Annotated in this window: 22 protein-coding genes; 5 read left to right on the top strand and 17 right to left on the bottom strand. The window is 44.6% G+C overall.

Annotated features, from left to right (window positions below):
- Positions 1-24 precede the first annotated feature (24 nt).
- Together glyA and lpxD are read right to left on the bottom strand one after the other, a co-directional pair.
- Positions 25-1,281: a serine hydroxymethyltransferase gene (glyA, locus tag ACGHAV_RS10480; RefSeq protein WP_334013301.1), complete on the bottom strand. Its 1,257-nt coding sequence runs from the start codon at positions 1,279-1,281 to the stop codon at positions 25-27.
- Between the two features lie 210 nt (positions 1,282-1,491).
- Entirely contained in the window at positions 1,492-2,520 is a 1,029-nt protein-coding gene (gene lpxD / locus ACGHAV_RS10485) for a UDP-3-O-(3-hydroxymyristoyl)glucosamine N-acyltransferase (RefSeq protein ID WP_390380083.1), read from the bottom strand.
- A 431-nt stretch (positions 2,521-2,951) separates the two neighbouring features.
- On the opposite strand from lpxD, the gene ettA reads away from it, so the two are divergent.
- Both ettA and ACGHAV_RS10495 read left to right on the top strand, forming a co-directional pair.
- Positions 2,952-4,619, top strand: coding sequence for an energy-dependent translational throttle protein EttA (gene ettA / locus ACGHAV_RS10490; RefSeq protein WP_390380086.1), 1,668 nt, complete (start codon positions 2,952-2,954; stop codon positions 4,617-4,619).
- Between the two features lie 141 nt (positions 4,620-4,760).
- A complete protein-coding gene (locus tag ACGHAV_RS10495; RefSeq protein WP_390380089.1) occupies positions 4,761-5,168 on the top strand; it encodes a PilZ domain-containing protein in 408 nt (135 codons plus the stop codon).
- A 21-nt stretch (positions 5,169-5,189) separates the two neighbouring features.
- On the opposite strand, the gene radA is transcribed toward ACGHAV_RS10495, so the two are convergent.
- Entirely contained in the window at positions 5,190-6,557 is a 1,368-nt protein-coding gene (gene radA / locus ACGHAV_RS10500) for a DNA repair protein RadA (RefSeq protein ID WP_390380092.1), read from the bottom strand.
- A 253-nt stretch (positions 6,558-6,810) separates the two neighbouring features.
- Here radA and ACGHAV_RS10505 point away from each other — a divergent pair, with 253 nt between their 5' ends.
- Positions 6,811-9,330 carry a PilZ domain-containing protein gene (locus ACGHAV_RS10505; protein WP_390380095.1) on the top strand — a complete coding sequence of 840 codons (2,520 nt, stop codon included), beginning with the start codon at positions 6,811-6,813 and terminating at the stop codon, positions 9,328-9,330.
- 65 nt (positions 9,331-9,395) lie between these two features.
- On the opposite strand, the gene serB is transcribed toward ACGHAV_RS10505, so the two are convergent.
- Positions 9,396-10,388: a phosphoserine phosphatase SerB gene (gene serB, locus ACGHAV_RS10510; protein WP_390380098.1), complete on the bottom strand. Its 993-nt coding sequence runs from the start codon at positions 10,386-10,388 to the stop codon at positions 9,396-9,398.
- 137 nt (positions 10,389-10,525) lie between these two features.
- Between serB and ACGHAV_RS10515 the strand changes: the two genes are divergently transcribed.
- A complete protein-coding gene (locus ACGHAV_RS10515; protein WP_390380101.1) occupies positions 10,526-11,221 on the top strand; it encodes a hypothetical protein in 696 nt (231 codons plus the stop codon).
- Here the strand turns inward: ACGHAV_RS10515 and ACGHAV_RS10520 are convergent.
- The 10 genes from ACGHAV_RS10520 to rpoE form a co-directional block, all read right to left on the bottom strand.
- The gene (locus ACGHAV_RS10520; RefSeq protein WP_390380104.1) at positions 11,207-12,007 is read right to left on the bottom strand and encodes a TatD family hydrolase; all 801 of its coding nucleotides are present in this window, start codon (positions 12,005-12,007) and stop codon (positions 11,207-11,209) included. The genes ACGHAV_RS10515 and ACGHAV_RS10520 overlap by 15 nt on opposite strands.
- A 31-nt stretch (positions 12,008-12,038) precedes the next feature.
- Positions 12,039-12,677: a pyridoxamine 5'-phosphate oxidase gene (gene pdxH, locus ACGHAV_RS10525; protein WP_390380107.1), complete on the bottom strand. Its 639-nt coding sequence runs from the start codon at positions 12,675-12,677 to the stop codon at positions 12,039-12,041.
- Between the two features lie 102 nt (positions 12,678-12,779).
- Entirely contained in the window at positions 12,780-13,724 is a 945-nt protein-coding gene (era, locus tag ACGHAV_RS10530) for a GTPase Era (protein WP_390380110.1), read from the bottom strand.
- Positions 13,711-14,397, bottom strand: coding sequence for a ribonuclease III (gene rnc, locus ACGHAV_RS10535; RefSeq protein ID WP_390380666.1), 687 nt, complete (start codon positions 14,395-14,397; stop codon positions 13,711-13,713). The genes era and rnc overlap by 14 nt, the downstream gene beginning before the upstream one ends.
- Before the next feature lie 11 nt (positions 14,398-14,408).
- On the bottom strand, positions 14,409-15,311 hold the full coding sequence (gene lepB, locus ACGHAV_RS10540; protein ID WP_390380114.1) for a signal peptidase I: 903 nt from the start codon (positions 15,309-15,311) through the stop codon (positions 14,409-14,411).
- Positions 15,311-17,107: a translation elongation factor 4 gene (gene lepA / locus ACGHAV_RS10545; protein ID WP_334013313.1), complete on the bottom strand. Its 1,797-nt coding sequence runs from the start codon at positions 17,105-17,107 to the stop codon at positions 15,311-15,313. Before lepA ends, lepB begins: the two co-directional genes overlap by 1 nt.
- 212 nt (positions 17,108-17,319) lie before the next feature.
- The gene (locus ACGHAV_RS10550; RefSeq protein WP_390380117.1) at positions 17,320-17,769 is read right to left on the bottom strand and encodes a SoxR reducing system RseC family protein; all 450 of its coding nucleotides are present in this window, start codon (positions 17,767-17,769) and stop codon (positions 17,320-17,322) included.
- Positions 17,770-17,784: 15 nt separating this feature from the next.
- Positions 17,785-18,861 carry a MucB/RseB C-terminal domain-containing protein gene (locus tag ACGHAV_RS10555; RefSeq protein WP_390380120.1) on the bottom strand — a complete coding sequence of 359 codons (1,077 nt, stop codon included), beginning with the start codon at positions 18,859-18,861 and terminating at the stop codon, positions 17,785-17,787.
- Between the two features lie 84 nt (positions 18,862-18,945).
- A complete protein-coding gene (locus ACGHAV_RS10560; RefSeq protein WP_334013316.1) occupies positions 18,946-19,524 on the bottom strand; it encodes an RseA family anti-sigma factor in 579 nt (192 codons plus the stop codon).
- A 97-nt stretch (positions 19,525-19,621) separates the two neighbouring features.
- Positions 19,622-20,200 carry an RNA polymerase sigma factor RpoE gene (gene rpoE, locus ACGHAV_RS10565; protein WP_390380123.1) on the bottom strand — a complete coding sequence of 193 codons (579 nt, stop codon included), beginning with the start codon at positions 20,198-20,200 and terminating at the stop codon, positions 19,622-19,624.
- Positions 20,201-20,396: 196 nt separating this feature from the next.
- Here rpoE and nadB point away from each other — a divergent pair, with 196 nt between their 5' ends.
- Entirely contained in the window at positions 20,397-22,085 is a 1,689-nt protein-coding gene (gene nadB / locus ACGHAV_RS10570) for an L-aspartate oxidase (RefSeq protein WP_390380126.1), read from the top strand.
- A gap of 156 nt (positions 22,086-22,241) precedes the next feature.
- Here the strand turns inward: nadB and ACGHAV_RS10575 are convergent, their stop codons facing one another.
- From ACGHAV_RS10575 to ACGHAV_RS10585, 3 genes are read right to left on the bottom strand one after another with little or no spacing between them, the layout of a single operon-like run.
- Positions 22,242-23,105 (bottom strand): MaoC family dehydratase, encoded by an 864-nt coding sequence (locus ACGHAV_RS10575; RefSeq protein ID WP_390380129.1) that lies wholly within the window; start codon positions 23,103-23,105, stop codon positions 22,242-22,244.
- Complete coding sequence (locus ACGHAV_RS10580) at positions 23,106-23,615, bottom strand: protein YgfX (protein ID WP_390380132.1); 510 nt, start codon at positions 23,613-23,615, stop codon at positions 23,106-23,108.
- The gene (locus ACGHAV_RS10585; RefSeq protein ID WP_390380135.1) at positions 23,602-23,856 is read right to left on the bottom strand and encodes a succinate dehydrogenase assembly factor 2; all 255 of its coding nucleotides are present in this window, start codon (positions 23,854-23,856) and stop codon (positions 23,602-23,604) included. Before ACGHAV_RS10585 ends, ACGHAV_RS10580 begins: the two co-directional genes overlap by 14 nt.
- Between the last annotated feature and the right edge of the window lie 8 nt (positions 23,857-23,864).

A 23,864-nucleotide genomic window follows, 5' to 3' on the forward strand; every position in this document is an offset into this window, starting at 1 on the left:
GTACGCAATAAAACACAAACCTATTTACTTATAAACAGGATATTGTGAGCAAAGCGTAACTACTTCGTCTTGAACACGCTTAATAACAGACTCATCACCCATGTTATCAAGGATGTCACAAATCCATGTAGCCACTTGTTTAGCTTGTTCTTCTTTAAAGCCACGGCGAGTGATCGCTGGGCTACCAATGCGTAGACCACTGGTTACAAACGGTGAACGAGGATCGTTTGGCACTGAATTCTTATTCACAGTAATGTTGGCTGCACCAAGTGCCGCATCTGCGTCTTTACCTGTGATATCTTTATCAATAAGGTCAAGCAAGAAAAGGTGATTGTCTGTACCGCCAGATACAATTTTATAGCCACGCTCTATCATTACTGCAACCATGGCTTTCGCGTTGGCAACAACTTGTTGTTGATACGCTTTAAACTCTGGCTGTAGTGCTTCTTTGAAGGCTACTGCTTTAGCCGCAATTACGTGGCAAAGTGGGCCGCCTTGGTTTCCAGGGAATACCGAGCTGTTCAGCTTTTTGTAGATGGTTTCATCGCCACATGCGGATAGAATTAAGCCACTACGAGGACCGGCTAATGTTTTATGCGTTGTAGTAGTAACCACGTGTGCATGCGGAAGTGGGTTTGGATAAACACCTGCTGCTACTAAACCTGCAACGTGCGCCATATCAACAAGTAAGAAAGCACCAACGCTGTCTGCAATTTCACGGAACTTAGCCCAATCAACAACACCTGAATAAGCCGAGAAACCGCCAATGATCATTTTAGGCTTATGCTCTTTTGCGAGAGCTTCAACTTGCGCGTAATCAATTTCACCCGTTTCGTTGTTTAAGCCATACTGAACCGCGTTGTACGTTTTGCCAGAAAAGTTAACGTGAGAACCATGTGTTAGGTGACCACCTTCAGACAGGCTCATTCCTAGTACAGTATCACCAGCATCAAGTAGCGCCATAAACACAGCTGAGTTAGCTTGCGAACCCGCGTGAGGCTGAACGTTTGCGTATTCTGCACCAAATAACTCTTTTGCACGATCAATGGCAAGTTGTTCAACAACATCAACATGCTCGCAACCGCCATAGTAACGTTTGCCAGGGTAACCTTCTGCATATTTGTTGGTAAGCTGAGAACCCTGTGCTTCCATCACACGTGGGCTACAGTAGTTTTCAGAGGCAATTAGCTCAATGTGGTGTTCTTGACGCTCAACCTCTTTTGCCATTGCATCGGCTAATTCTGGGTCAAAGTCAGCAATGTTCATTTCGCGAGAAAACATGGGGGCTCCTTAACTGCGGTTTTTATGTGGCGTTAATACCAATCTGGATAAGAAACTGCGGTGTGACCAATTGCCTATGCAGGTTAGTATTCACTCGAATAGCTCAATTTGAGGCCATATTCTAGTCATTTTCAGCCCCTTGTATACCGCTTTATCACTAAATTAATACAAATGGCGTAGGTTTAACGATATCCCTACGCCATCTTAATTTTAACGTTGTTTTTCTAGCGCTTTGACGCGGTCAAACAAGCTGCCAATTTTTTGTAAGCGAACCGTGTTTTTACGCCACTCACGATTGGTTTGCGCCGGTTGTCCTGAAGAGTAAACGCCCGGCTCGGTAATATCTTGCACTATCATGGTATAGCCAGTTACTTGAACATTGTCACAAATAGAAATGTGACCATTAATACCTACACCGCCACCGATGATAACGTGTTTACCTATGTGGCAGCTTCCAGCAATACCTGTGGCGCCACATATACATGAATGGTCACCGATAATAACGTTGTGAGCTATTTGCACTTGATTATCAATAATCACGTTATTGCCTAAAATGGTGTCTTCCATGGCGCCTCTGTCGATAGTGCTACTGGCACCAATTTGACTATCATCGCCAATACGCACCGACCCTGTTTGAGGAATAGGGATCCATACACCTTTATCGTTGGCGTAGCCAAAACCCGCTGCGCCAATGACTGTTTGACTATGAATAGTCACTCGTTTGCCAATAACAATGTCATGATAAATGGTCACATTAGGATGGACGGTAGTGTCTTCGCCTATATGCGTACCTTTGCGCACTACCGTATTTGCGCCAATAACAACTCTATCGCCAAGCACAACGTTGTCTTCAATGATAACGTTATGACCTAACGCAACGTTACTTCCAATACGTGCAGACGGTGCAATAACGGCGGTGTCGGCAATGCCCGTAGCAACTACCGGCGTGGTATCAAAAAGCTGGGCTATAAGGGCAAATGCCGCATGCGGATTAGCCACAACCAAAGCGGGAACCGGGCTATGGTCCTTTAAACTTTCATGCAGTATAACCGCTCCTGCTTTTGTGTCTTTTAACTGAGGCTTATATTTGGGGTTAGTCAAAAAAGAAATTTGATGTTCAGCAGAGCCCGACAAGGTACCAACAGCAGAAATGTTAACACTGCCATCGCCTTGAACTTCACCGCCAACATGGCTGGCAAGCTCCTCTAAACTGTACGTACGTTTTTTCATAGCCGTCATGCAATTTTGTACCTGTAAGAATGTTCGACTTAGTGTTGCGTTATTATTACTTGCACTTCTTTTAAAGTGCACATTTACCTATACGCTTTAACAATTTCCCTTGCAGATACGCAAAAAGTGCTTTTAAGGGTATTGCAAAGTCTTCATTCAGTTCTTCACTTAGTAAAACAACACACACTATTTTATGATCTGAAGTTTACCTTAATTCCTTGCCTGTACCGATGTTTAAATAAAATTTTTCTCTGCAAGTGCACAAAATAACAGCATAAATACACCTAAATGGCGCTGTGCTCTGGCACAAACTATAGTGTTACGAGTAGAATACGGCACCACATTAATCAACTCGTTGACTGTGCTTTCAAGCATAAGCGAATAGCGTATTTTGCGAGTTGGAACTTATTCATTTTTCTGCATTGTAGCGAGGAGCAAGCATGGCTCAATATGTATACAGTATGCATCGCGTGGGCAAAATTGTGCCACCGAATCGTCATATCCTTAAGAATATCTCTCTCAGCTTTTTCCCAGGTGCCAAAATTGGTGTGCTTGGTTTAAACGGTGCAGGTAAATCAACACTTCTTCGTATAATGGCTGGTGTTGATACCGATATTGAAGGTGAAGCGCGTCCTCAACCTGGATTAAAGGTAGGTTACCTTCCTCAGGAGCCTCAGCTAGACGAATCAAAAGACGTTCGAGGCAACATCGAAGAAGCCGTTGCAGATGTAAAACACGCACTGACGCGTCTAGATGAAGTGTATGCAGAATACGCAGCACCCGATGCCGACTTTGACGCGTTAGCAAAAGAACAAGGTGAATTAGAAGCCATTATTCAAGCGAAAGACGGGCATAACCTTGAAAATGCGCTTGAGCGCGCTGCTGATGCTCTTCGTTTACCGCCGTGGGACGCTGACGTCAGCAAACTTTCTGGTGGTGAGCGTCGCCGCGTTGCACTTTGTCGTCTTCTACTTGAAAAACCTGAAATGCTGCTGCTTGATGAACCGACTAACCACTTAGACGCTGAATCAGTAGCATGGCTTGAACGCTTCCTTCACGACTATGAAGGAACGGTAGTGGCAATTACCCACGATAGATACTTCCTTGATAATGTTGCAGGTTGGATATTAGAACTTGACCGCGGTGAAGGTATTCCATGGGAAGGCAACTACTCTTCATGGCTAGAGCAAAAAGAAAACCGTCTTCAGCAAGAAGAGCGCGCAGAGACAGCGCGCATGAAAAGCATGAAGCAAGAGCTTGAATGGGTACGCTCTAACCCGAAAGGTCGTCACGCGAAAAGTAAAGCCCGTATGGCACGTTTTGAAGAACTGTCTACCAGTGACTATCAAAAACGTAACGAAACTAACGAGCTATTCATTCCACCTGGTGAGCGTCTTGGTGACAAGGTTATCGAAGTATCCAATCTTAAGAAATCTTACGGCGACCGCGTACTTATTGATGACCTTTCTTTCAAGGTTCCAAAAGGTGCCATCGTAGGTATTGTTGGTCCAAACGGTGCGGGTAAATCAACGCTGTTCAGAATGCTTACTGGTGCAGAGCAACCCGACTCAGGAAACATTGATTTGGGTGAAACCGTTCAAATTGCCGCTGTTGAACAGTTCCGCGATCATATGAACGAGAACAATACAGTGTGGAAAGAAATTTCTGACGACTCAGATATTATTCGCATTGGTAACTTTGAAATAAATAGCCGCGCCTACTGCAGTCGCTTCAACTTTAAAGGCACGGACCAACAAAAGTTCATTAAGGACCTTTCTGGCGGTGAGCGCAATCGTGTTCACTTGGCAAAGCTATTAAAAGCGGGCGGAAACGTATTACTACTGGATGAACCGACTAACGACTTGGATGTTGAAACGCTGCGTGCGTTAGAAAACGCCCTATTAGAGTTTCCTGGCTGTGCAATGGTTATCTCGCACGACCGTTGGTTCCTAGACCGTGTGGCTACGCATATCATGGATTATCGCGACGAAGGTAACATCAACTTCTTCGAGGGTAATTACTCAGATTACGAAACGTGGCTGAAAAATGAGTTTGGTCAAGACGTGGTTGAGCCACATCGCCTTAAATACAAACGTATGTCGAAATAGCTTTTTAACAAAGACATACTTCTGTATGTACAAGCTTTACGGCACCGTACAAAAAGCCCTCTTTATCGAGGGCTTTTTTATTGCGAAGGAAAAATAAATAGCCAATACTGAGTTTAGGGAAAGAATAAAAAAGGTTGAAGAATGACGGACAAGCGCCAGTTTCATCGGGTTATGCTGAATGTGAAGGGACATCTTGCTCACAACGACATCACTATTGAGGTAATGGTAAGTGATGTTTCACTACAAGGTATTAAGCTACTTGCTTCTGAAACAGAATTGGCAAAACTCCCTTTCGATAGCCATGAACCCTACACTGCAACCTTCAAAGCCAATGAAGATAGTCCATCAATAACCCTTCATATATCACAGCTATACCGGCATTCAGACAGTAGAAAAGACGATGTTTCGCTAGGATGCAAAGTAGAGCGCATGGATGTCGAATGCTTAAGTGCTCTGCGCAGACTTATTGCGTTAAATAGTATGGATAGTGGTATTGAAGAGAAAGACTTAAACGCGCTGATAGACGCAGTTTACCAAGCACCTCAATAAACCACGTCCATAATAAAGCTATTACCCCAAAGCATCCAACGCTTCGGTCAGGCGCGATACCGGTACCACCTTCATTCCATTAATCGCTTGTTTAGGCGCATTCGCTTTAGGCACGATAGCACGTTTAAAGCCATGCTTTGCCGCCTCAATAATACGCTCAGTACCATTGGGCACAGGACGTATTTCACCGGCTAGCCCTACCTCTCCAAATACAATTAAGTCTCGTGGCAGTGGACGGTTTCTAAAGCTCGATATCATGGCAAGCAGTAACGCTAAATCAGCGCTGGTCTCAGACACCCTTACTCCACCTACTACATTCACGAATACATCTTGATCGTTCATTTGAACATTACCGTGACGATGCAGTACTGCAAGCAACATAGATAAACGATTTTGATCAAGACCCACGGCAATACGTCTTGGGTTAGACATTTGTGAATAATCAACCAACGCTTGAATTTCCACCAGCAATGGGCGCGTTCCTTCCCAAATTACCATGACACTTGAGCCCGGCGTTTCGTTATCGCCACGACTTAAAAAGATGGCCGATGGGTTACTCACCTCTTTCAGACCTTTTTCGGTCATCGCAAAAACACCAAGCTCATTAACCGCTCCAAATCGGTTTTTGTGACTGCGAAGCGTGCGATAACGCCCATCACTTTCGCCCTCTAGCATCATAGAACTATCAATGCAGTGCTCTAGCACCTTAGGGCCTGCTAAATTACCGTCTTTGGTGACATGGCCCACTATAAACATGGCAATGTGATTTTGTTTTGCAAATCGCGTTAGATAGGCTGCACTTTCACGCACTTGAGAAACACTGCCCGGCGCCGACTGTACGTCAGTTACATGCATTACCTGTATGGAGTCGATAACCATAATCTTGGGCTTTTTCGTAAGGGCAAGGTCACAGATGGTTTCGACGTTGGTTTCTGCAAGCATTAGCAGTTTATCGTCTGGCAAGTTTAGCCGTTTAGCGCGCATGGCAACCTGTTGTAATGATTCTTCACCCGTAACGTACAGTGCCGTTTCATTTTGTGCCATTTGGCACATTACCTGTAACAGCAGCGTACTTTTACCTGCGCCTGGCGAACCGCCAATTAACATAGCGGCTCCAGGCACAATACCACCACCCAACACACGGTCCAGTTCCTTAAAGCCTGCACTAAAGCGTGGGAGAGATGCCAAATCTATTGCGTTTAAGGTTTCTATTTTTGCCGCAGTTTGACCCGCATAACCTGAAGTACTGGGACGAGAAGCACTTTTAGCACTCGCTACAACAAACTCGCTTATTGTGTTCCAAGCTTTGCATTCTGAACATTGCCCTTGCCAACGAGGAAATTCTGCGCCACAGTCTGAACAGACATAAGCAGTTTTACGTTTTGCCATAAAGCTATTTGATCCATTAGTCTAAAGTAGTATTCTATGTTCTTCATTTAGAAGAGATTGCGACCCACCAACACCTGTTTTGCTAGGTATACGTTTTATACGTTGTGCTCTATGCTTTTGTGTAGAACATGTGATTGCTTCTCAACTTTGTGCTTCACGCACGCGCAGGACGCGCAACCTCCATATTAATGAGATTGGCTGAAATGCCGATAATAACTAAAATAATGATACTTAACGACAAAGTTGCCCGTTCATGAGTCAAGATTTAAAGCAATATGCTGCCATTATAGAACAGCTAAAGCCAATGGTTAATGAACCTGAGTTCAACCAAGTGCTGCTTCAGATCGCTTCTGACGTTCCGAAAGAGAAGCGCTTCCTTATAAAGATGGAAGTAAAGCGACTTGCAAAACCTTGCATGAGGACCATTGACTTACGTGGCCATGTAGATGGTAAATGCAAAAAGTATGTGCATGAAGGCCGCACGCACTATATGGATGACATTGCTGTTGATAAGTTTGAAGAACAGATACGCGTTTTTGGTCGTTATACCTATGGTGTTTACGAGGCCGTACAAAATACGGAAAACAATTTCCGCCTAATGCGCGAAAAAGAACTCGCTCAAGAACGACAAGAGAGAAGTAATCCCGAATTAAAAAAACGTTCTGCGGTATTGGAACAATTCAAAGTACCAACAGTAAACCTTCTAGACTATCGTCAGCGCAATGCAGAGCGTATGAACTTTGCGGTAGCCGTAGAGTTATTTAACGACAAAAATGAGTCGATACGCGGGTTAAGTGTAGACATTTCGCTTGAAGGGCTACAGGTTAAACTCTCAAAAGATACGTTTTTTAAAAAAGGGGAAACGCTTCATATCTTTTTTAGAGGCCTTGAAACCGAATACGCGCTGGATAAAAAGAACGGTATTGCGTACAAGCTAGTAAAAATAAGTACGAAGAACGACGTCAATTACCTTGCACTACAGCGAGACAGTAACTATCCCAACCCAGCTTTCGACAAGTTCCTAGAAAACTTTATTCACGGTAATAAGCGCCGTTATAAAGTGAACATGAGTAACACCATCGAAGCCATCGCCAGTAAAACAAGCGAACAGTTCTTTTCACCGCGCTGCCCTACTTTACCTGTTTTTATTGATGTTATAAGCAATACTCTGGTGCCCCGTTTTGCAATGGCTAACGAGGTAAATAGAGAAACACTTGAATATTGGCAAGACGAAGAAGACAACTGTAGGCTAAATTTTCTTCTTACGCAGGAACGTCTTACTCGACTATTAAATAAGTCAGAGGAAGTAAGAGAAATCTTTGTCTTTAGCTTCACGCATTTTCAAAACGAGAAAGTGTACTTTTACTCAGCGGCTGTAGAAGAACTGGCGCAAAAAGATGCCCTTATGCGTGCTTTTCTTGGGTTTGGCTCAAAGAAAGTGAGTTGGCGTGTATTTAAAGTAACGCTAACAGATATGGTACCTGAGCAAGCGCACATACCGACTTCTATTCCTGATTCAGTAGGCAACAAGATTAAAAAACTTAATACGCCGCCTTCTGCTCGGTTAATGTCTAAGCTTAAAAACTTGCGATTCCTTGCTCATGTTACCGATGTTACATCAGTAACTGGGCAAGAAACTTATAACGAGTTTACGTTTAATCGAGATAACCTTGCGCATTTACGGCACTTTGGGCACCCCCGAAACCGTGCTGCATCAAATATCGAAATTGTACGATTTAAGTATGATGAAAAGCGCATTGAAAGCCGCTATCAGCTTAGAACTCAAGTAACGCTTCGTTTAAATGATGATGAAACCGTAATTAACGGAATTAGCGAGGATATTTCGGTACACGGCCTGGGGCTGCGTATTGAGTTGAAGCGCGAATATAAAGGTAACCTTGAGGGGCGTGTAGAAGTTGCATTTCCAAAGCTTCAAGAAATTGCACCGTCTTTTAACGTAATGCATTTGCAATACGAAGTGATGTATCACAACGCAGATAAAAACATTTTGCATTTGAAAGCAGTATCAGGAGATGCAGGTAAAGGTGCTCGCTACTTTTTCGAAGAGCTTATTAAAAAGAATAAAAGCAGCCTAAAAGTAGAAGATACAGAAGAAGAAATACCGGGCATGGGTCAGGCACTTCGCTGTATTAACGCGAGGAACGCAACGTCGCTTTCATTTTTGATGAGTAAAGAAGGTGTGCGATACGTACCTCAAGCTTGCATTATCGGGAAACAGGATGAGCGTGTTACTACGCTAACAACCCAATTTGCCGAGCAAGGTCAAGTAAACGTTGAGTTTTTATTCCGCGATAGAAAGCAGGAATCGCCTTTTGTACAGAGCGGCATAAAAGTTGTTAAGCATGAAAACACCCCGTTAAGAGAAGAGCTTTTTATTTCCTTTGATACTGCACAAAAAGACCCAAGAATGGCTATCATACCGCGGTATTCAAGTAAGTTTGAAGATAACAAACAACGCAAGGCTTTTATTCGAGAGGCAATGACTCGCGGCCAGTTTATTGCTATTCATTTGATGCTAACTACAACCGGCAAACCCGATTTATCGATGCTTCAAACAGAGATTAACTACGTCACCATGTACGCGATGCACAAAGCCAAAGAACTTGAAAAGAAAATGTGGAGTATGGCGGCGTGTTCACACCTTATAGATGTGACTGACGAAGTGCTTTTAAGGTACGGTTTTTCGTTAGACGACATTACCGCTAACAAAACGCTAAAAAGCAATCCCAAGGGCGCTTTGCTTACGCAATGAGCACTAAACACTGTGCAATTAACACTATTTAGTGCGTAGTGAAGCTCAAAAAAGGCTAGTGAGCACTAGCCTTCCAAGAAATACAGCATACTGTGCAGACTGCCCACGCGAATTGCTACATCGGCTTTTTCGTTTACCAAAGGCTTGCCGTGACATGCCACGCCCAGCGCCGATTCAGCCATCATAACAAGGTCGTTCGCTCCATCGCCCATGGCAACGGTTTGTGCCTTTGGAATTTGCCATTTTTCCGCCAATGTTTTAACCGTACGCGCTTTAACCTCGGCATTGATAATTTCACCTTCCACTTTACCGTTTAGGTTCCCGTCATTTACACCAAGCGTATTAGAGATAGCGTAGTCTAAACCTAAACGGGTTTTCAAATAGTCGGCAAAGTACGTAAAACCACCAGAAGCTATTGCCAGCTTCCAATTGTGCTTTTGTAAGGTTTGAACCAATGTTTGGATACCCGGCATTAACGGGATACGGTTTCGAATTTTTTCAAGATGGGCTAATGGCACGCCATCTAAACATGCAACTCTATGTACAAGACTGTCATTAAATGCAATTTCGCCACGCATGGCTCGTGCTGTAACCTCAGCAACTTGCTCGCCGACCCCGGCAAGCACGGCAATTTCATCTATGCACTCGATAGCAATCACGGTGCTGTCCATGTCCATAACCAGCAAGCCTGGCTGAGACAATGATGGGCGACTTGCCTGGATGCCAATATCAATATTGTAGGTGGATGAAAGATCTCCTAAAGCAGCTTTCACACTCGAGACATCAGCACTTAATAACTCACCTCGCAAAGTCACAACACTGTCACCAAACACGTTGTGTAGATGATGAAACGTCAAAAACGATGCTGCAAAGTGCTTTTCTAGTGCTTGTAAAACTGACTTCACAATAAAAGGCGTAAGTGCCTGACCTGAAACGGTTAACGTGTGTGTGAAGTTATCATTTCCAGCGTCAGTGGTAACGTATGATGATAACGCGTCGGAAACATGAAGAGATGATGATGTCACGCTGGTAATAAGCGCGTTTAATTTGGCATGCACTACGTTATTGCCCCTTAACTTGATTAGCCCTTATGCTACCCAATTCAATAAGCCAATAAAATAACTCCTTTAAAATTAATTCGATTTATCCTACTGTTAGGCTGGCATTTATTTACGGGAACACGGCCTTTACAAATATGGCGTTAGCAAACGGCGAAAACCACGAGAAAAGAACAGCAGACCGTTCGCATTCACTTTACACCGTGATAAAGCGACTTTGTCATGCGCTAGTTGTTGCTGGAGTGGTTGCAATGACAATAGTGTTAATCGTGCTGTTACAGCAATATCAGAACGAGTGGCTAAAAGTACAAACTCAGTTCTCTGGAGAAAGCGTTGCGCGCCAGTATGCCAAACTGCTAGAAAACCCGCTGTCGAACTATGTAAATGCACAAAGTACTGGCACACAGGGTTCGGCAAACCAGAGTACAACAGACACAACGCGCAATTCAGCCATTGCTATTACCAACATTGAAAACGTTTTGAAGGTGCTTACCAGCGAACCTCACATTATTGGCCTTGCCGTGTTTAATAGTGACGGTAAATACATTGCACCACTACCGAAGATCCCAAGCGTTATTGAATTGAGTAAAAACGATACGCTTACTCCACTTACCTTCGTAGAAGATATTCATAATGAAGACGGCGCTTTACTTGGCTATGTAAACATTCATATGAATACGAACGCCGTATTAGAAAACCCTTTGACGCTGCGATCTCAGCTATTGTTTATTTTACTGATTTTATTGGGTCTGGCACTGGTTGTTGGTGTGTACATGACGCGCGCTTTTTACAAGTCACGACCATGGATTATTGCTCGTTTAGGACAAAAATAAGCGGGCGTAATTGGCTGAAGTAAAAGCTACAACGCTTTCTTCTGATTCATCACCCAACGTTCGCAATGCACTTACTACATCACCAATATATTCAGGCCTATTTGGTTGCCCTTGCCTGCCGCTCATAGGCATATCTGGCGCATCGGTTTCTAGAAGCAAGCAATCGCGGTGATGCTTAAGTAGATACGAAACGGTGTCTCTTGTTTTTCCTGCTCTTTCGTACGTTATGGTTCCGCCAATACCTAGCATAAAGCCCCGCTCGATATATCGCTTTGCTACATCAATACTGCCCGAAAAAGCATGTATTACACCACCTTTTGTAAATTTAGCAGCTTTAAGGGCCTCAAACAGCAAGTGGTGGCTTTTACGATGATGCAAAATAATGGGTAGCGATGCAGATGCAGCTATATTTAGTTGCGCATCAAGCGCCGATTTTTGCAGTGCCATCGAGGTATTAATATGACCGTCTAATCCTGCTTCGCCGATGGCTTTTACTGAGGAGTGAGGACGGGTTAGAGATTGCTCAAGCAGGTCAACATTCTGTTTTAGTAGTGCTATGGCGTTATCAGCATTTGCTTGGAGAAAGTAAGGGTGCAAACCCAAGGCTGTATCAATAGGAAGTAGATGTGCAAACGAATCGCTAATGCGCTGAAGCTTTTTCCATGATGGCACCGTAGTTCCAGGTGCCATCATGCGATTAACGCCTTTCTGTTTAGCACATTGTAATACGCTGTCGATATTGTCAGCGAGTGCAGGTAAATCTAAATGACAGTGACTGTCTATCATTGTGGTATCTCTGCGAGCACTCGCATGAGTGCTATGGCATTAACCGTTGCGTGGTCCACTCGCCATTTTCCGTCAAATTGTATTCAAAGCGATCGTGTAAGCGGTCTTCACCACCTTGCCAGAATTCAATTTGATGGGGAACAATTCGAAAACCTCCCCAGAAATCGGGGACTGGTAGTTCTTTGTTAGCAAACTTATCTTTCAATTGTTTGAATTGGGTTAGCAAAAGCTCTCTGCTGCCAATAGGTTTGCTTTGCTTTGAAGCATACGCCGCAAGCTGGCTGTCTTTCGGACGAGAAAAAAAGTAAGCCGCATTTTCAGAGACCGAGAGCTTTTCAACGCTACCGCAAACACGCACTTGTCGCTCCATAAAGAACCACGGAAAGTGACACGACACTTTTGGGTTTATGGATAATTCTTGTGCCTTTCTGCTGCCTAGATTAGTAAAGAAAACAAACCCTTTTTCACTAACATCCTTTAGCAACACAATGCGCTGAGACGGCTGCATTGACGCGTCTACGGTGGCAACTGTCATGGCAGTTGGGTCTGGTATACCGGCATCAATGGCATCGTTAAGCCACTTATCAAATAAAGAGAAAGGATTTGAAGTTAAATCAGACTCACCCAAAGTACCCTTTGAATATTGCCTACGCATATCTGATATTGCCATATACGCTCCCGCGATAAATCGTTAATGATGTTGTGGAGTGAAAACGGATGGTAGCAAGGTCGAGATCACTCGACCTTGTAAAAACGCAATGGGCGAGGCCTTTTATAGATTACTGTCGTCGCCGTAGCCTAAAGAGCGCAGCGCACGTTCATCGTCTGCCCAGCCTTGTTTTACTTTAACCCAAAGCTCTAAGAAAACTTTGTTGTCGAACAGGTTTTCCATGTCTTTTCGCGCTTGTTCACCGATGGTTTTAAGATGTTTTCCACCTTTACCAATAATCATGCGTTTTTGCGTTTCACGCTCAACTAATATAAGCCCGTTTATGCGATAGACGCCATTATCGGCCATCTTAAACTGCTCAATTTCTACTGTAGTCGAGTAAGGCAGCTCATCGCCTGTAAAGCGCATAAGCTTTTCACGAATGATTTCAGCAGCCATAAAGCGACTTGAGCGGTCGGTAATATAGTCTTCTGGAAAGAAGAATTCGCTTGCTGGTAGCGACTGCGCCACTAGGTCGCGAATGCCGTCTATCATTTTTCCTTGCTTAGCACTTACCGGAATGATGTGTTCGAACTTGTGCTTCTCGCCTAGCTTTTGTAAGTGCACCATAAAGCCTTCTTTGTCTTCCACTTTGTCCATCTTATTCACGATAAGATAGCAAGGAAGGTTAGACTGCTTTACTTTCGTTAGCACCATCTCGTCTTCGCTGTTAAAACGGTCGCCCTCAACAACAAATAACACTAGCCCTACTTCAGCTAACGAGCTAGATGCTGCACGGTTCATGTATCGGTTGATAGCGCGCTTTTCGTCTTGGTGAAGCCCAGGTGTATCAACATAAATAGCTTGATAATCGCCATCAGTGTCGATACCCAGAATACGGTGACGTGTGGTTTGCGGCTTGCGCGATGTAATACTTACCTTTTGGCCTAGCAAGCGGTTTAGCAACGTAGATTTACCTACGTTTGGCCTTCCTACAATAGCAACAAGGCCACAGCGTGTGTCCACTGGCGGTGCAGACATTGAGTCATTGTCATTATGCGTTGTCATCAAGCTTCTCCAATGTTAAACGAGCAGCTTCTTGTTCTGCTTTACGACGACTATTACCCGACGCCACTACAGCTTTAGGGAGGCTTTCTACCTTACAGCTTACTTCAAAGGTTTGCGCGTGATCTTTGCCTGAAATCGAAAGCACTTCATAACTAGGTAAAGGTTGCTTTCGACCTTGTAGGAATTCTTGAAGGCGCGTCTTGCTGTCTTTTGGGTGAGCATTGGGGTCTAGCTTAAGAAAACGACTTTCCCAGAGTCTGTCGATGACACCTCTTACTTCATCCATTCCAGAATCAAGATAGATAGCACCTAATATGGCTTCAACAGCATCAGCAAGTATTGAGCTTCTGCGGTGCCCACCACTTTTTAGCTCGCCTGGACCAAGATGCAGTAAATCACCCACGCTCGTTTCTTTGGCAAGTTCGGCTAGTGTCTCGCCTTTAACAAGCGTTGAGCGCATACGAGTAAGCTTGCCTTCAGGCACACTAGGGAAACGTTTAAACAAGGTTTCACCAACAATCATACCCAGTATGGCATCGCCCAGAAACTCTAGTCTTTCATTGTGTTTCTTAGCTGCGCTTCTATGCGTAAGCGCTTGTTCTAGCAGCGACTCATCTTTGAACGTGTAGCCTATCGCCTTATAAAGCCGACGATATTTATCTATTCCTTGCATTGGGTTTTGCATCAATTAATGCCACCTACGCGGTCAAAACGCACTCCGGTGGGTACCCATGTTGGCAAGAAATCTTTTGGATCGCGCTCGAACTCAAATGAGATCCAGATTGCCACGGCTTTGCCTACTAAGTTTTCGTCTGGCACGAAGCCCCAAAAACGGCTGTCACGACTGTTGTCTCGGTTATCACCAAGCACAAAATATTGACCTTCTGGCACAATCCACTCATTACTGCGTGTGCCAGGCTGCGTGTAAAAATGAACTGATGATATTTCACGAACAGGATGACGCAAAATGTCGTGCTTAGCCACACCTAGGTCTTCGGTATAGCGCATAAGTTGCGCCATATCTTGCACAAACTCGCCACGTTCTTGGAAGTCTAATGGCACCGCTTTAAGCTTCCCACAAACCTCGCCTTGCTGGCATTTAGGTTTTATATACACCTGTTTGTTTTGGTAAACCACTGTATCGCCCGGCAAACCGATAACGCGCTTAATGTAATCAATTGACGTGTCTTCAGGGTACTTAAATACAACCACATCACCGCGCTCTGGCACACCAGTTTCAATCATTTTACTTCTGAATACCGGATCCTTCACACCGTAAGAGAACTTCTCAACCAGTATAAAATCGCCTACCAATAGCGTAGGCATCATTGAGCCAGACGGAATTTGAAATGGCTCATAAAGAAACGAACGAAGCACAAGGACAAAAGCAATCACTGGGAAAATCTGCTGTGATGTATCTACCCAATATGGCAGCTGCGGATCTTCACAATACGCTGCGCCTTCGGCAGTGGCCGCTTCTTGTAAACGGGCTTTGCGTTTTGGCGCAAAATACACACTGTCAACTAGCCAAACAAGCCCTGTGATTAAGGTGAGCGCCACCAAAATCAAGGAGAAATAATTCGCCATTACTTACCCACCTTGAGTACCGCGAGGAAAGCGTCTTGTGGTAATTCAACGTTACCCACTTGCTTCATTCGCTTTTTACCTTCTTTTTGTTTTTGAAGTAGCTTTTTCTTACGGCTTACGTCACCGCCGTAACACTTAGCGATTACGTTTTTACGCAACTGTTTAACCGTGCTTCGCGCAACAATGTGGTTGCCTATCGCTGCTTGAATTGCAATATCAAACATTTGACGAGGAATAAGCTCACGTAACTTTTCAACTAACTCACGGCCGCGACCTTGAGAGTTTTCTCTGTGAGTGATTACCGCAAGGGCATCTACACGCTCACCATTGATAAGAATATCAACACGCACCATGTCTGATGTTTGGAAACGCTTGAAGTTGTAGTCTAGCGAGGCAAAACCACGGCTCGTCGACTTCAAACGGTCAAAGAAATCTAGTACCACTTCCGCCATAGGAAGCTCATAAGTTACTGCCACTTGCTTACCGTGATAGGTCATATTGGTTTGCATACCACGCTTCTCAACACACAGCGTGATAACGTTACCTAGATATTCTTGCGGCACAAGAATGTTGGCTTCTACAAGAGGCTCACGAATTTCTGCAATATCGTTTACCGGCGGAAGCTTGGCAGGGCTGTCTACTGTAAGTACTTCACCTTTGGTGGTTTCAACTTCATAAATTACCGTTGGCGCTGTGGTAATTAGGCCTAAGTCGTACTCACGCTCTAAGCGCTCTTGAATGATTTCCATGTGCAGCATGCCAAGGAAACCGATGCGGAAACCAAAACCAAGGGCTGCTGAGCTTTCTGGCTCGTAGAACAATGACGCGTCATTAAGGCTAAGTTTTGCCAATGCGTCTCGGAAATCTTCGTAATCGTCGGAACTGATTGGGAAGATACCTGCATAAACCTGTGGCTTAACTTTTTTAAACCCAGGAAGCATTTCAGTTGCAGGCTCACGCGCAAGCGTGATGGTGTCACCCACCGGTGCACCTTGAATATCTTTAATACCAGCAATGATGAAGCCTACTTCACCGGCGCGCAGTACGCCCGTGTCTAGGGCCTTCGGTGTAAACACACCAATCTTGTCAACTTGGTGAGTTTGGCCATTCGACATAATTTGAATTTTGTCTTTCTTGGTAAGTTGACCTTCAACAATTCGTACCAGTGACACAACGCCCTGGTAGTTATCAAACCAAGAATCGATGATAAGCGCTTTCAAAGGCGCATCACGGTCGCCTTCAGGCGGTGGAATTTGATTTACAATCACTTCCAGAACGTCTTCAATACCAATGCCGGTTTTCGCAGAGCAGCGTACTGCGTCCATCGCATCAATACCGACGATATCTTCAATTTCTTCGGCAACGCGATCAGGGTCGGCCTGCGGTAGGTCTATTTTGTTTAAAACAGGCACCACTTCCATGTCCATTTCAATAGCGGTGTAGCAGTTTGCCAGTGTTTGAGCTTCAACACCCTGCCCCGCATCGACTACCAACAGTGCACCTTCACAGGCTGCAAGAGAACGTGAAACTTCATAGGTGAAGTCAACGTGTCCTGGCGTATCGATGAAGTTTAGCTGATACGTTTCACCGTTTTTTGCTTCATAGTTAAGCGTTACGCTCTGCGCTTTAATAGTAATTCCACGCTCTTTTTCTAGGTCCATTGAATCGAGGACCTGCTCAGCCATTTCCCTATCGGAAAGACCTCCACAATGCTGGATCAAACGGTCTGAAAGTGTTGACTTACCGTGGTCAATGTGGGCAATAATACTGAAGTTACGAATGTGCGACTGTTGCATAATGCTGGAAATTACCTGCAGAAAAATTCATTAAACAAAAAGATGCTACGTGTGCTGTTGTATTTTCGACATCAACACCGCTAAAAATAGCCTATGTCTACGTAGCGCGTGCGGATTTTACCCATTTCTAATACGAAAAGCGAATCAGCAAGGCTTAAACTTTTAATAAGTATGCTTTTGCATGGGTATGGTGGTTTACAAGAAAGATAAAACTAGTCCGTTTCAATAAGTTTAAGTAACACAGGCTGATACTTAGTAGACTCTATTTTACTAAGCTTTGATGCAATAAAACGATAAACACCATACGTTATGGCTACCGTGGGCAGCAATGCAGCTAATTCATGGCGTATTTCCACCATAAGCAACGCTTCACTAATAGTAAAAAATGCGACAATAAACGTAAATAGTGGCAGTAAATACAGCCAAGCCGATGCACTTAATACACCTGCCTCTGGTATACCTACCGTTACCTGCTGTCCAACCTGCACTGTCATAGGCGTATCCAACGTAAGATACTGTGTCTTAGGCGCAAGCGCTCGTGAAACCACACCGGTACCACAATCACTCTGTGCCTGACAGCTATTACATGTGGACTTAATGGCCGCCTCTACGGTTACTTTATCGCCATCAACTGCCACCACTGTTGCGGTTTCTTTGATCATGTCGAAATACTGCCCTTAATTTGCTGAATTTGCCGCCGGCCTTAATGAAGCTGCCATTGCTTTCGCTGTCTGAAGTGGTATTTCACCCACTACCGTTATCTGTGCCTTTCCAACGGTTAAAGTAAGAAACGTGCTTAGTTCATGGCGTAGCGCTAAATCGGCGCCTACAGCATCTTCTGCGGGCTGCACATATACAGACACATCAACCAAGCCGTCTGAGAACATTTTATGCTCTACCACCTGGCCTGTTAATGCTAATCGGCGCGTGTCTTCTTTTACTTCTTTCATACCAATGGGCAGATAGCCCACGTCCCAAGAGTGCTCTCTGGTTTGCACGTTATTCAGCGCCATTGGTTTTGGCAACGAATCTGGATTAATACGTGAAAAATACTCAGATGGTGCGGGTGATATAGCGAATGCGGTCACCTGCACTTGTTCCAAAATAGCACCTTGTAAGTCAACCATATTGAGTTTTAGCAACATTCCTGTTGCTTCGTCTAACCATAGCTGATAGCTGAAGCGGCTGTTGTCACGACTTACAATACGAATTTGTTGAGCCGGTCGGCCAGCTACTCTCGCTCGCCCTACTGCCACAAATTCATAGGCGGTAGATAACGTTTCAGGATGATACAAAAGCGCCGTCGGAATTGGCCCATTAATATGTTGTGAGCGCAAGCTGTATGGCTGTACGTCAGGTTCGAATACACTTACAACGTCATTAATGCGTATAAGTTCCCTACCGGGGCCATTTTGCACATTTAATTGTTCTAACTCAGTCCCGTTCTCATCAATGCCATGACGCCATAGATAAGGCACTGTTTCTTGCCCTGTCTTTGTTTGAACGAAAGAAAGCTGATAGTTCTCGTTAGACACGATATCACTTAACCGTGTTAACCATTGCGACGTAGATTGGATAGAAGAAGCAGACTGATATGAGGTAGATGACGCCACTGGCGCTTCTTCATAACTCGCATTTTGTTTTTCTACGACAGGCTGCTGTCTGGCGTTAACGTCAGGCTGCTGTTGAGCGTTAACGCCAAGCGCGCTAAAAAGAGGTATTGAAATGAAAGCAATGACTAAACTACAGCGCATTTTCCCTGCCTTAGAAACGAACATACCAGCAATTATATGCTGGCATGTTTAAAATAAATAGATGTGCGACGCTACGGACGACGTTTATGGACGAACTTTGTCGCCTTCTTTCTCTTCAGCGTCATCTTTCACTTGCTTGAGCTTGACTTGCTGTTCATGGTCGGCAATTAACGCATTAATTTTACGCTTTGTTTCCAAAACTTCGTTCATATCGTTGCGCGGCAGCTCACGTGTTTGCTCTAAACTAACCGGAGCAAGGCCACCTTGCGGTCCTACCGTCTCGAACGTTTCAAACGGCTCTGTAGGAACAGGTTGATTAAATTGCTGTACGCCGAGAATAACCGCTACTGCAACCGATGCTGCCACTGCAAACTGACCAGATTGCTTAGCAAACGGTACAACGTTGCCAATAACAGGAATTGACTGCCAACGAGAGCGTTTTGGTGCAACAATAGCTGGCTCGTTCTCCAACGCAGCGGCTACGCTTGCGGTAATATCAAGCTCGGGAGCGACACTGGCTTCTTTGCGCATCGCGCCGCGATATACATGGTAGCGTTGCCACTTGGCTTGAAGCGCTTCATCTTGCTTAATCGCGTCGATGATATCATTGCCTTCTATCTCGCCATCCATGAATGCGGACAATTTTTCTTGCTGTTGCGTCATATGTTCATTTCCAGATCGATTTGATCGTTTACTACCCTAACACAGCTGTTAGTCATCGCTAAAAAAAGAAAGTTCATCTTTTTTTAATTTTTTTCGTTTAGTTTTCTAACAGCGGCTGAATCACTTTATCAATAGCTTCTCGAGCCCTGAAGATTCGCGATCTCACTGTGCCCACGGGGCACGACATCACGCTAGCGATCTCTTCGTAGCTCAGACCTTCTATTTCTCGTAATGTAATTGCCATTCGTAAATCGTCAGGCAACTTTTCAACGACTTTAAACAGTGTCTCTTCAATCTCTTCAGACAGTAAGCTACGTTCAGGCGTTGATTGTTCTTTAAGCGCATCGCTGCCTTCGTAAAAATCAGCCTCATCTGCGTCTATGTCACTTGCAGGTGGCTTACGCCCTTGAGACACCAGATAATTCTTAGCGCTATTTACGGCAATGCGGTAAAGCCACGTATAAAACGCACTATCACCTCTAAAATTCGGCAGTGCGCGGTACGCTTTAATAAACGCTTCTTGCGTTACATCCGCTACATCGCCTGTGTTTTTTACATATCTAGACACTAAATGCATCACTTTATGCTGGTAACGAGTTACCAATAAATTGAAAGCATTTTTGTCGCCACGTTGTACTTTTTCGACCAGCTGCTGGTCGGTTATCTGCTCGCTCATTCGAGCCGTTACTCCCTACTTCAACTACACAATAGCTCTAACAAGCAGTGTGTAGACGCGCTCTGTTCCCAAAAGTTCTATCTAACTATTAAAAATTTTAAAAAATGCGCACAACTCACACTATCAATCATTGTGTTTTGCTACTCATCCATTAGACTTGCCGAACCTTGGCTCGTTTAATTTAGTATCAAAATACATGAAATCTGTATCCTCTTCACTAACTTCCACATCAAATGCTATTGAACATCGATGTGATGTACTCATTATTGGCAGCGGTGCGGCTGGTTTAAGTTTAGCATTGAAGCTAGCTGACCATTGTCAGGTGATAGTATTAAGTAAAAGTGACAGGAACGAAGGTTCAACACGCTACGCACAAGGCGGCATTGCGGCAGTCTTTGACGAGCAAGACTCTATTGATGCCCACGTAAAAGACACATTGAAAGCAGGTGGCGGCCTGTGCGAAGAGCCTGCGGTTCGGTTTACCGCAGAGCGCGCAAAATCAGCACTTGAGTGGTTAATAGGCTACGGTGTCCCTTTTGATACAGAGAAAAACGAGTCTGGCGAAGAGCGTTTTCATCTTACTCGCGAGGGCGGACACAGCCATAGGCGCATATTGCATGCAGCAGATGCCACAGGTGAAGCGCTGCAAATAACCCTAAACGACGCGGTATCTACGCACCCAAACATTCACGTATTCGAACGCTACAATGCAATTGATTTGATTCCTTCAAAAACGCAGGACAAGACCTGCGTTGGCGCGTACGTGTGGAACCGTCAGCAAGAGCATGTTGAGGTTATCCGCGCTCCATTTATTGCGTTAGCCACAGGCGGCGGCAGTAAAGTATATCAATACACCTCAAACCCCGACGTTTCTAGCGGTGACGGTATTGCAATGGCGTGGCGAGCAGGATGCCGGGTTGCCAATATGGAGTTCAATCAATTCCACCCTACGTGTCTTTTCCATCCGCAGGCAAGGAATTTCCTAATTACCGAAGCACTTCGCGGTGAAGGTGCAAACTTGTGTCATGCTGATGGTACTCGATTTATGCATAAGTTCGATGAGCGTGGCGATTTAGCTCCTCGAGACGTGGTGGCCCGCGCAATAGACTATGAAATGAAGCGTCTGGGCGCCGACTGTATGTACCTAGACATTAGCCACAAGCCAGCCGATTTCATTGTAAAACACTTTCCAAACATTTATCGCAAGTGTCGTTCGCTAGGTATCGACATTACGCGTGAACCTATTCCTGTTGTTCCCGCTGCACATTACAGCTGCGGTGGCGTAATAACCGATTTCAATGCCAAAACCGACTTAAATAACGTATACGCTATTGGTGAAGTAGCCTATACCGGGTTACATGGTGCAAACCGCATGGCATCAAACTCATTGTTAGAGTGCATTGTGTTTGCTACGGCAGCCGCCGAAGACATTATTCCCCAGCTACGTACAGCAGGCAGTGACGAAGCTATCGCCCCATGGGACGAGAGCCAGGTGTCGAATTCAGATGAAGAAGTTATTATTCAACATAACTGGCATGAACTACGCCTATTTATGTGGGACTACGTGGGAATCGTGAGAACAGACAAGCGCCTTGAACGCGCTATGCGCCGCATAAAATTGCTTGAACAAGAAATAGCTGAATACTACGCACACTTTAGAGTGAGCAATAATTTACTAGAGCTTCGCAACCTAGTCACCGTTGCTGAGTTAATTGTGCGCTGCGCTATGGAGCGCAAAGAAAGTCGCGGTTTGCACTTCAACTTAGACCATCCAAATCAACTCGATGAGCCTAAACCGACTATTCTAACGCCAACCAAACAGCTGTCGGCGGCAGATATAGGCTCGCTTATCACAGAAGCAAGTTTTACGGATACACCTGACTGATTTAGTTGACTGGTTCAGCTAAGTGTCAGATACGTATTTTGAGCGATGACTTTAACGGAATGTTTGGCGTGGGAATATATTGCAAAGCGCAAACCCTAAAAGTGGCCGCATACCTCAATTAACCAAAAAGGTGAGTTTTTAACTCACCTTTTTTATTTAAAACGTCATCGAAATTTCGATATGTGTTGAGGTTTTGCTCGCATTGGTTACGTCAATTTTCACACTAGAATTTGTTTCACAATGCTGCTGAAACACTATAGTGTTGGGAAGAAATACGGGCTTTTTAAAACGGCAATCTACGCGATTTATTTCAAGGGCATTGGGGTTTTCTTGATTGGCCGTGTAGGCAGATATTGCACGAGCTAGTGTAAACATGCCGTGGGCTATTGGCTTTTTAAATCCAAATAGCTTTGCCGAAAGCGTAGAAAGGTGAATAGGGTTAAAGTCACCAGACAGCGCTGCATAACGCCTTCCGGTCTCTGCAGGTAATAAGGCTTCTCCAATCGTCACCTTTTCTTCGCTGTTACAAGACTCAACCACTTCAGAGTGAATGGTTCTTGGTGCCACATGAACCGCTTTAACTTTCACTAGGTAGCTACTTATGGCTTTGTATACTAGCTGCCCAGCTTGATACGCCTCAAGTAACACCTCTACTTCCCACCCGCGACTATGCGGATTTACATCGTGAAACCTTACGCGACATTCGAACGGCTCACTGAGATCACAACTGAGTAGCACAGACACGCGATTGCCAGAATGAATAAGCCCCAAAAGTGGAAACGGGCTTTGCTTATCTAATAAACACTGCATTTGAAGTGGTAGCGATAACATTTGCAAATACAAAGGATGCATTCGATCACTTACGGGCCATTCCACCTCGTTGCAGTACTTGCCGTAATGGGCATTATCGACGCTAATGCTCTTCGTATAAATTCTTTGGGGTAGCGAAGGCGGCTTGAATTGCATTAACTTCCGTGTATCAACGCGCTTAAAAAGCGCCTGCATATATTCACGAAACATCTAATTTTTCCTTGAAGGCATTTCTTTTCTGGCCAAGATTACGGCGCGGCAAAGGCGACGGTAATCTCGCTCAGAACACTCATTTCTTAATACCCAACCCAAATGGGTATGATTTTTCTGAAACCAATAACGTTTTACACTCGCCACTTCAAGACAAAGCCCCCATGGGAGCACCATTGATGTGTGATGGAGTTGCTGTAAAGCGTTTTGGACTGCACCGTTTTGTTGAGCCAAAGGCTCTTGTGAACTGTTTTTACTTGTGCAAATTTTACCATCACTAGACAGCAAATACGTGATGTCAGCCGGTGTTTGTTTGTAACAAATTGCATCCAATACGATAGCAACAAGCGTAACTAAAACAAGAGCAACTATTGTGGTTTCGCGGTTCACCCATGTCCAAACGGTATCGGGTGCACCTAATAAAGCCATCGCTACGCAGCAACATAAAAGCACACTACGTAGCAATGTTCTGTGGGGTGTATACGATATATTTATCCTATACTTTGACACGGTTCACTATGGTAGCAACCATGGCTGCTAATTCAGGGTCTTCACACTTTTGGTGACCCATAATCCATGCGAACAAGTCTGGATCGTCACTGGTAAGCAAACGTTCGAATGTCTCTTGGTCTTCATAGCTCAAATCGTCGAAGGCTTCTTCAACGAACGGCAGCAGCAAAACGTCAAGCTCAAGCATACCGCGTCGGCACGCCCACTTTAATCGGGCAAGTCTTTTTGGTTCAAACTTCATGTCTTTTA

It is taken from the genome of Alteromonas sp. MTD1, assembly GCF_042848195.1.
In the GTDB taxonomy this organism is placed as follows: domain Bacteria; phylum Pseudomonadota; class Gammaproteobacteria; order Enterobacterales; family Alteromonadaceae; genus Alteromonas.

Coding starts and splice junctions, on each gene's coding strand:
- era (WP_390380110.1), bottom strand. CDS start 13,724: ATGACAACGCATAATGACAATGACTCAATGTCTGCACCGCCAGTGGAC.
- ACGHAV_RS10505 (WP_390380095.1), top strand. CDS start 6,811: ATGAGTCAAGATTTAAAGCAATATGCTGCCATTATAGAACAGCTAAAG.
- ACGHAV_RS10555 (WP_390380120.1), bottom strand. CDS start 18,861: ATGCGCTGTAGTTTAGTCATTGCTTTCATTTCAATACCTCTTTTTAGC.
- pdxH (WP_390380107.1), bottom strand. CDS start 12,677: ATGGCAATATCAGATATGCGTAGGCAATATTCAAAGGGTACTTTGGGT.
- radA (WP_390380092.1), bottom strand. CDS start 6,557: ATGGCAAAACGTAAAACTGCTTATGTCTGTTCAGACTGTGGCGCAGAA.
- ACGHAV_RS10585 (WP_390380135.1), bottom strand. CDS start 23,856: ATGAAGTTTGAACCAAAAAGACTTGCCCGATTAAAGTGGGCGTGCCGA.
- ACGHAV_RS10495 (WP_390380089.1), top strand. CDS start 4,761: ATGACGGACAAGCGCCAGTTTCATCGGGTTATGCTGAATGTGAAGGGA.
- ACGHAV_RS10575 (WP_390380129.1), bottom strand. CDS start 23,105: ATGTTTCGTGAATATATGCAGGCGCTTTTTAAGCGCGTTGATACACGG.
- ACGHAV_RS10560 (WP_334013316.1), bottom strand. CDS start 19,524: ATGACGCAACAGCAAGAAAAATTGTCCGCATTCATGGATGGCGAGATA.
- ACGHAV_RS10515 (WP_390380101.1), top strand. CDS start 10,526: ATGGCGTTAGCAAACGGCGAAAACCACGAGAAAAGAACAGCAGACCGT.
- nadB (WP_390380126.1), top strand. CDS start 20,397: ATGAAATCTGTATCCTCTTCACTAACTTCCACATCAAATGCTATTGAA.
- ACGHAV_RS10550 (WP_390380117.1), bottom strand. CDS start 17,769: ATGATCAAAGAAACCGCAACAGTGGTGGCAGTTGATGGCGATAAAGTA.
- ACGHAV_RS10520 (WP_390380104.1), bottom strand. CDS start 12,007: ATGATAGACAGTCACTGTCATTTAGATTTACCTGCACTCGCTGACAAT.
- glyA (WP_334013301.1), bottom strand. CDS start 1,281: ATGTTTTCTCGCGAAATGAACATTGCTGACTTTGACCCAGAATTAGCC.
- lepA (WP_334013313.1), bottom strand. CDS start 17,107: ATGCAACAGTCGCACATTCGTAACTTCAGTATTATTGCCCACATTGAC.
- rnc (WP_390380666.1), bottom strand. CDS start 14,397: ATGCAAGGAATAGATAAATATCGTCGGCTTTATAAGGCGATAGGCTAC.
- rpoE (WP_390380123.1), bottom strand. CDS start 20,200: ATGAGCGAGCAGATAACCGACCAGCAGCTGGTCGAAAAAGTACAACGT.
- lepB (WP_390380114.1), bottom strand. CDS start 15,311: ATGGCGAATTATTTCTCCTTGATTTTGGTGGCGCTCACCTTAATCACA.
- ettA (WP_390380086.1), top strand. CDS start 2,952: ATGGCTCAATATGTATACAGTATGCATCGCGTGGGCAAAATTGTGCCA.
- lpxD (WP_390380083.1), bottom strand. CDS start 2,520: ATGACGGCTATGAAAAAACGTACGTACAGTTTAGAGGAGCTTGCCAGC.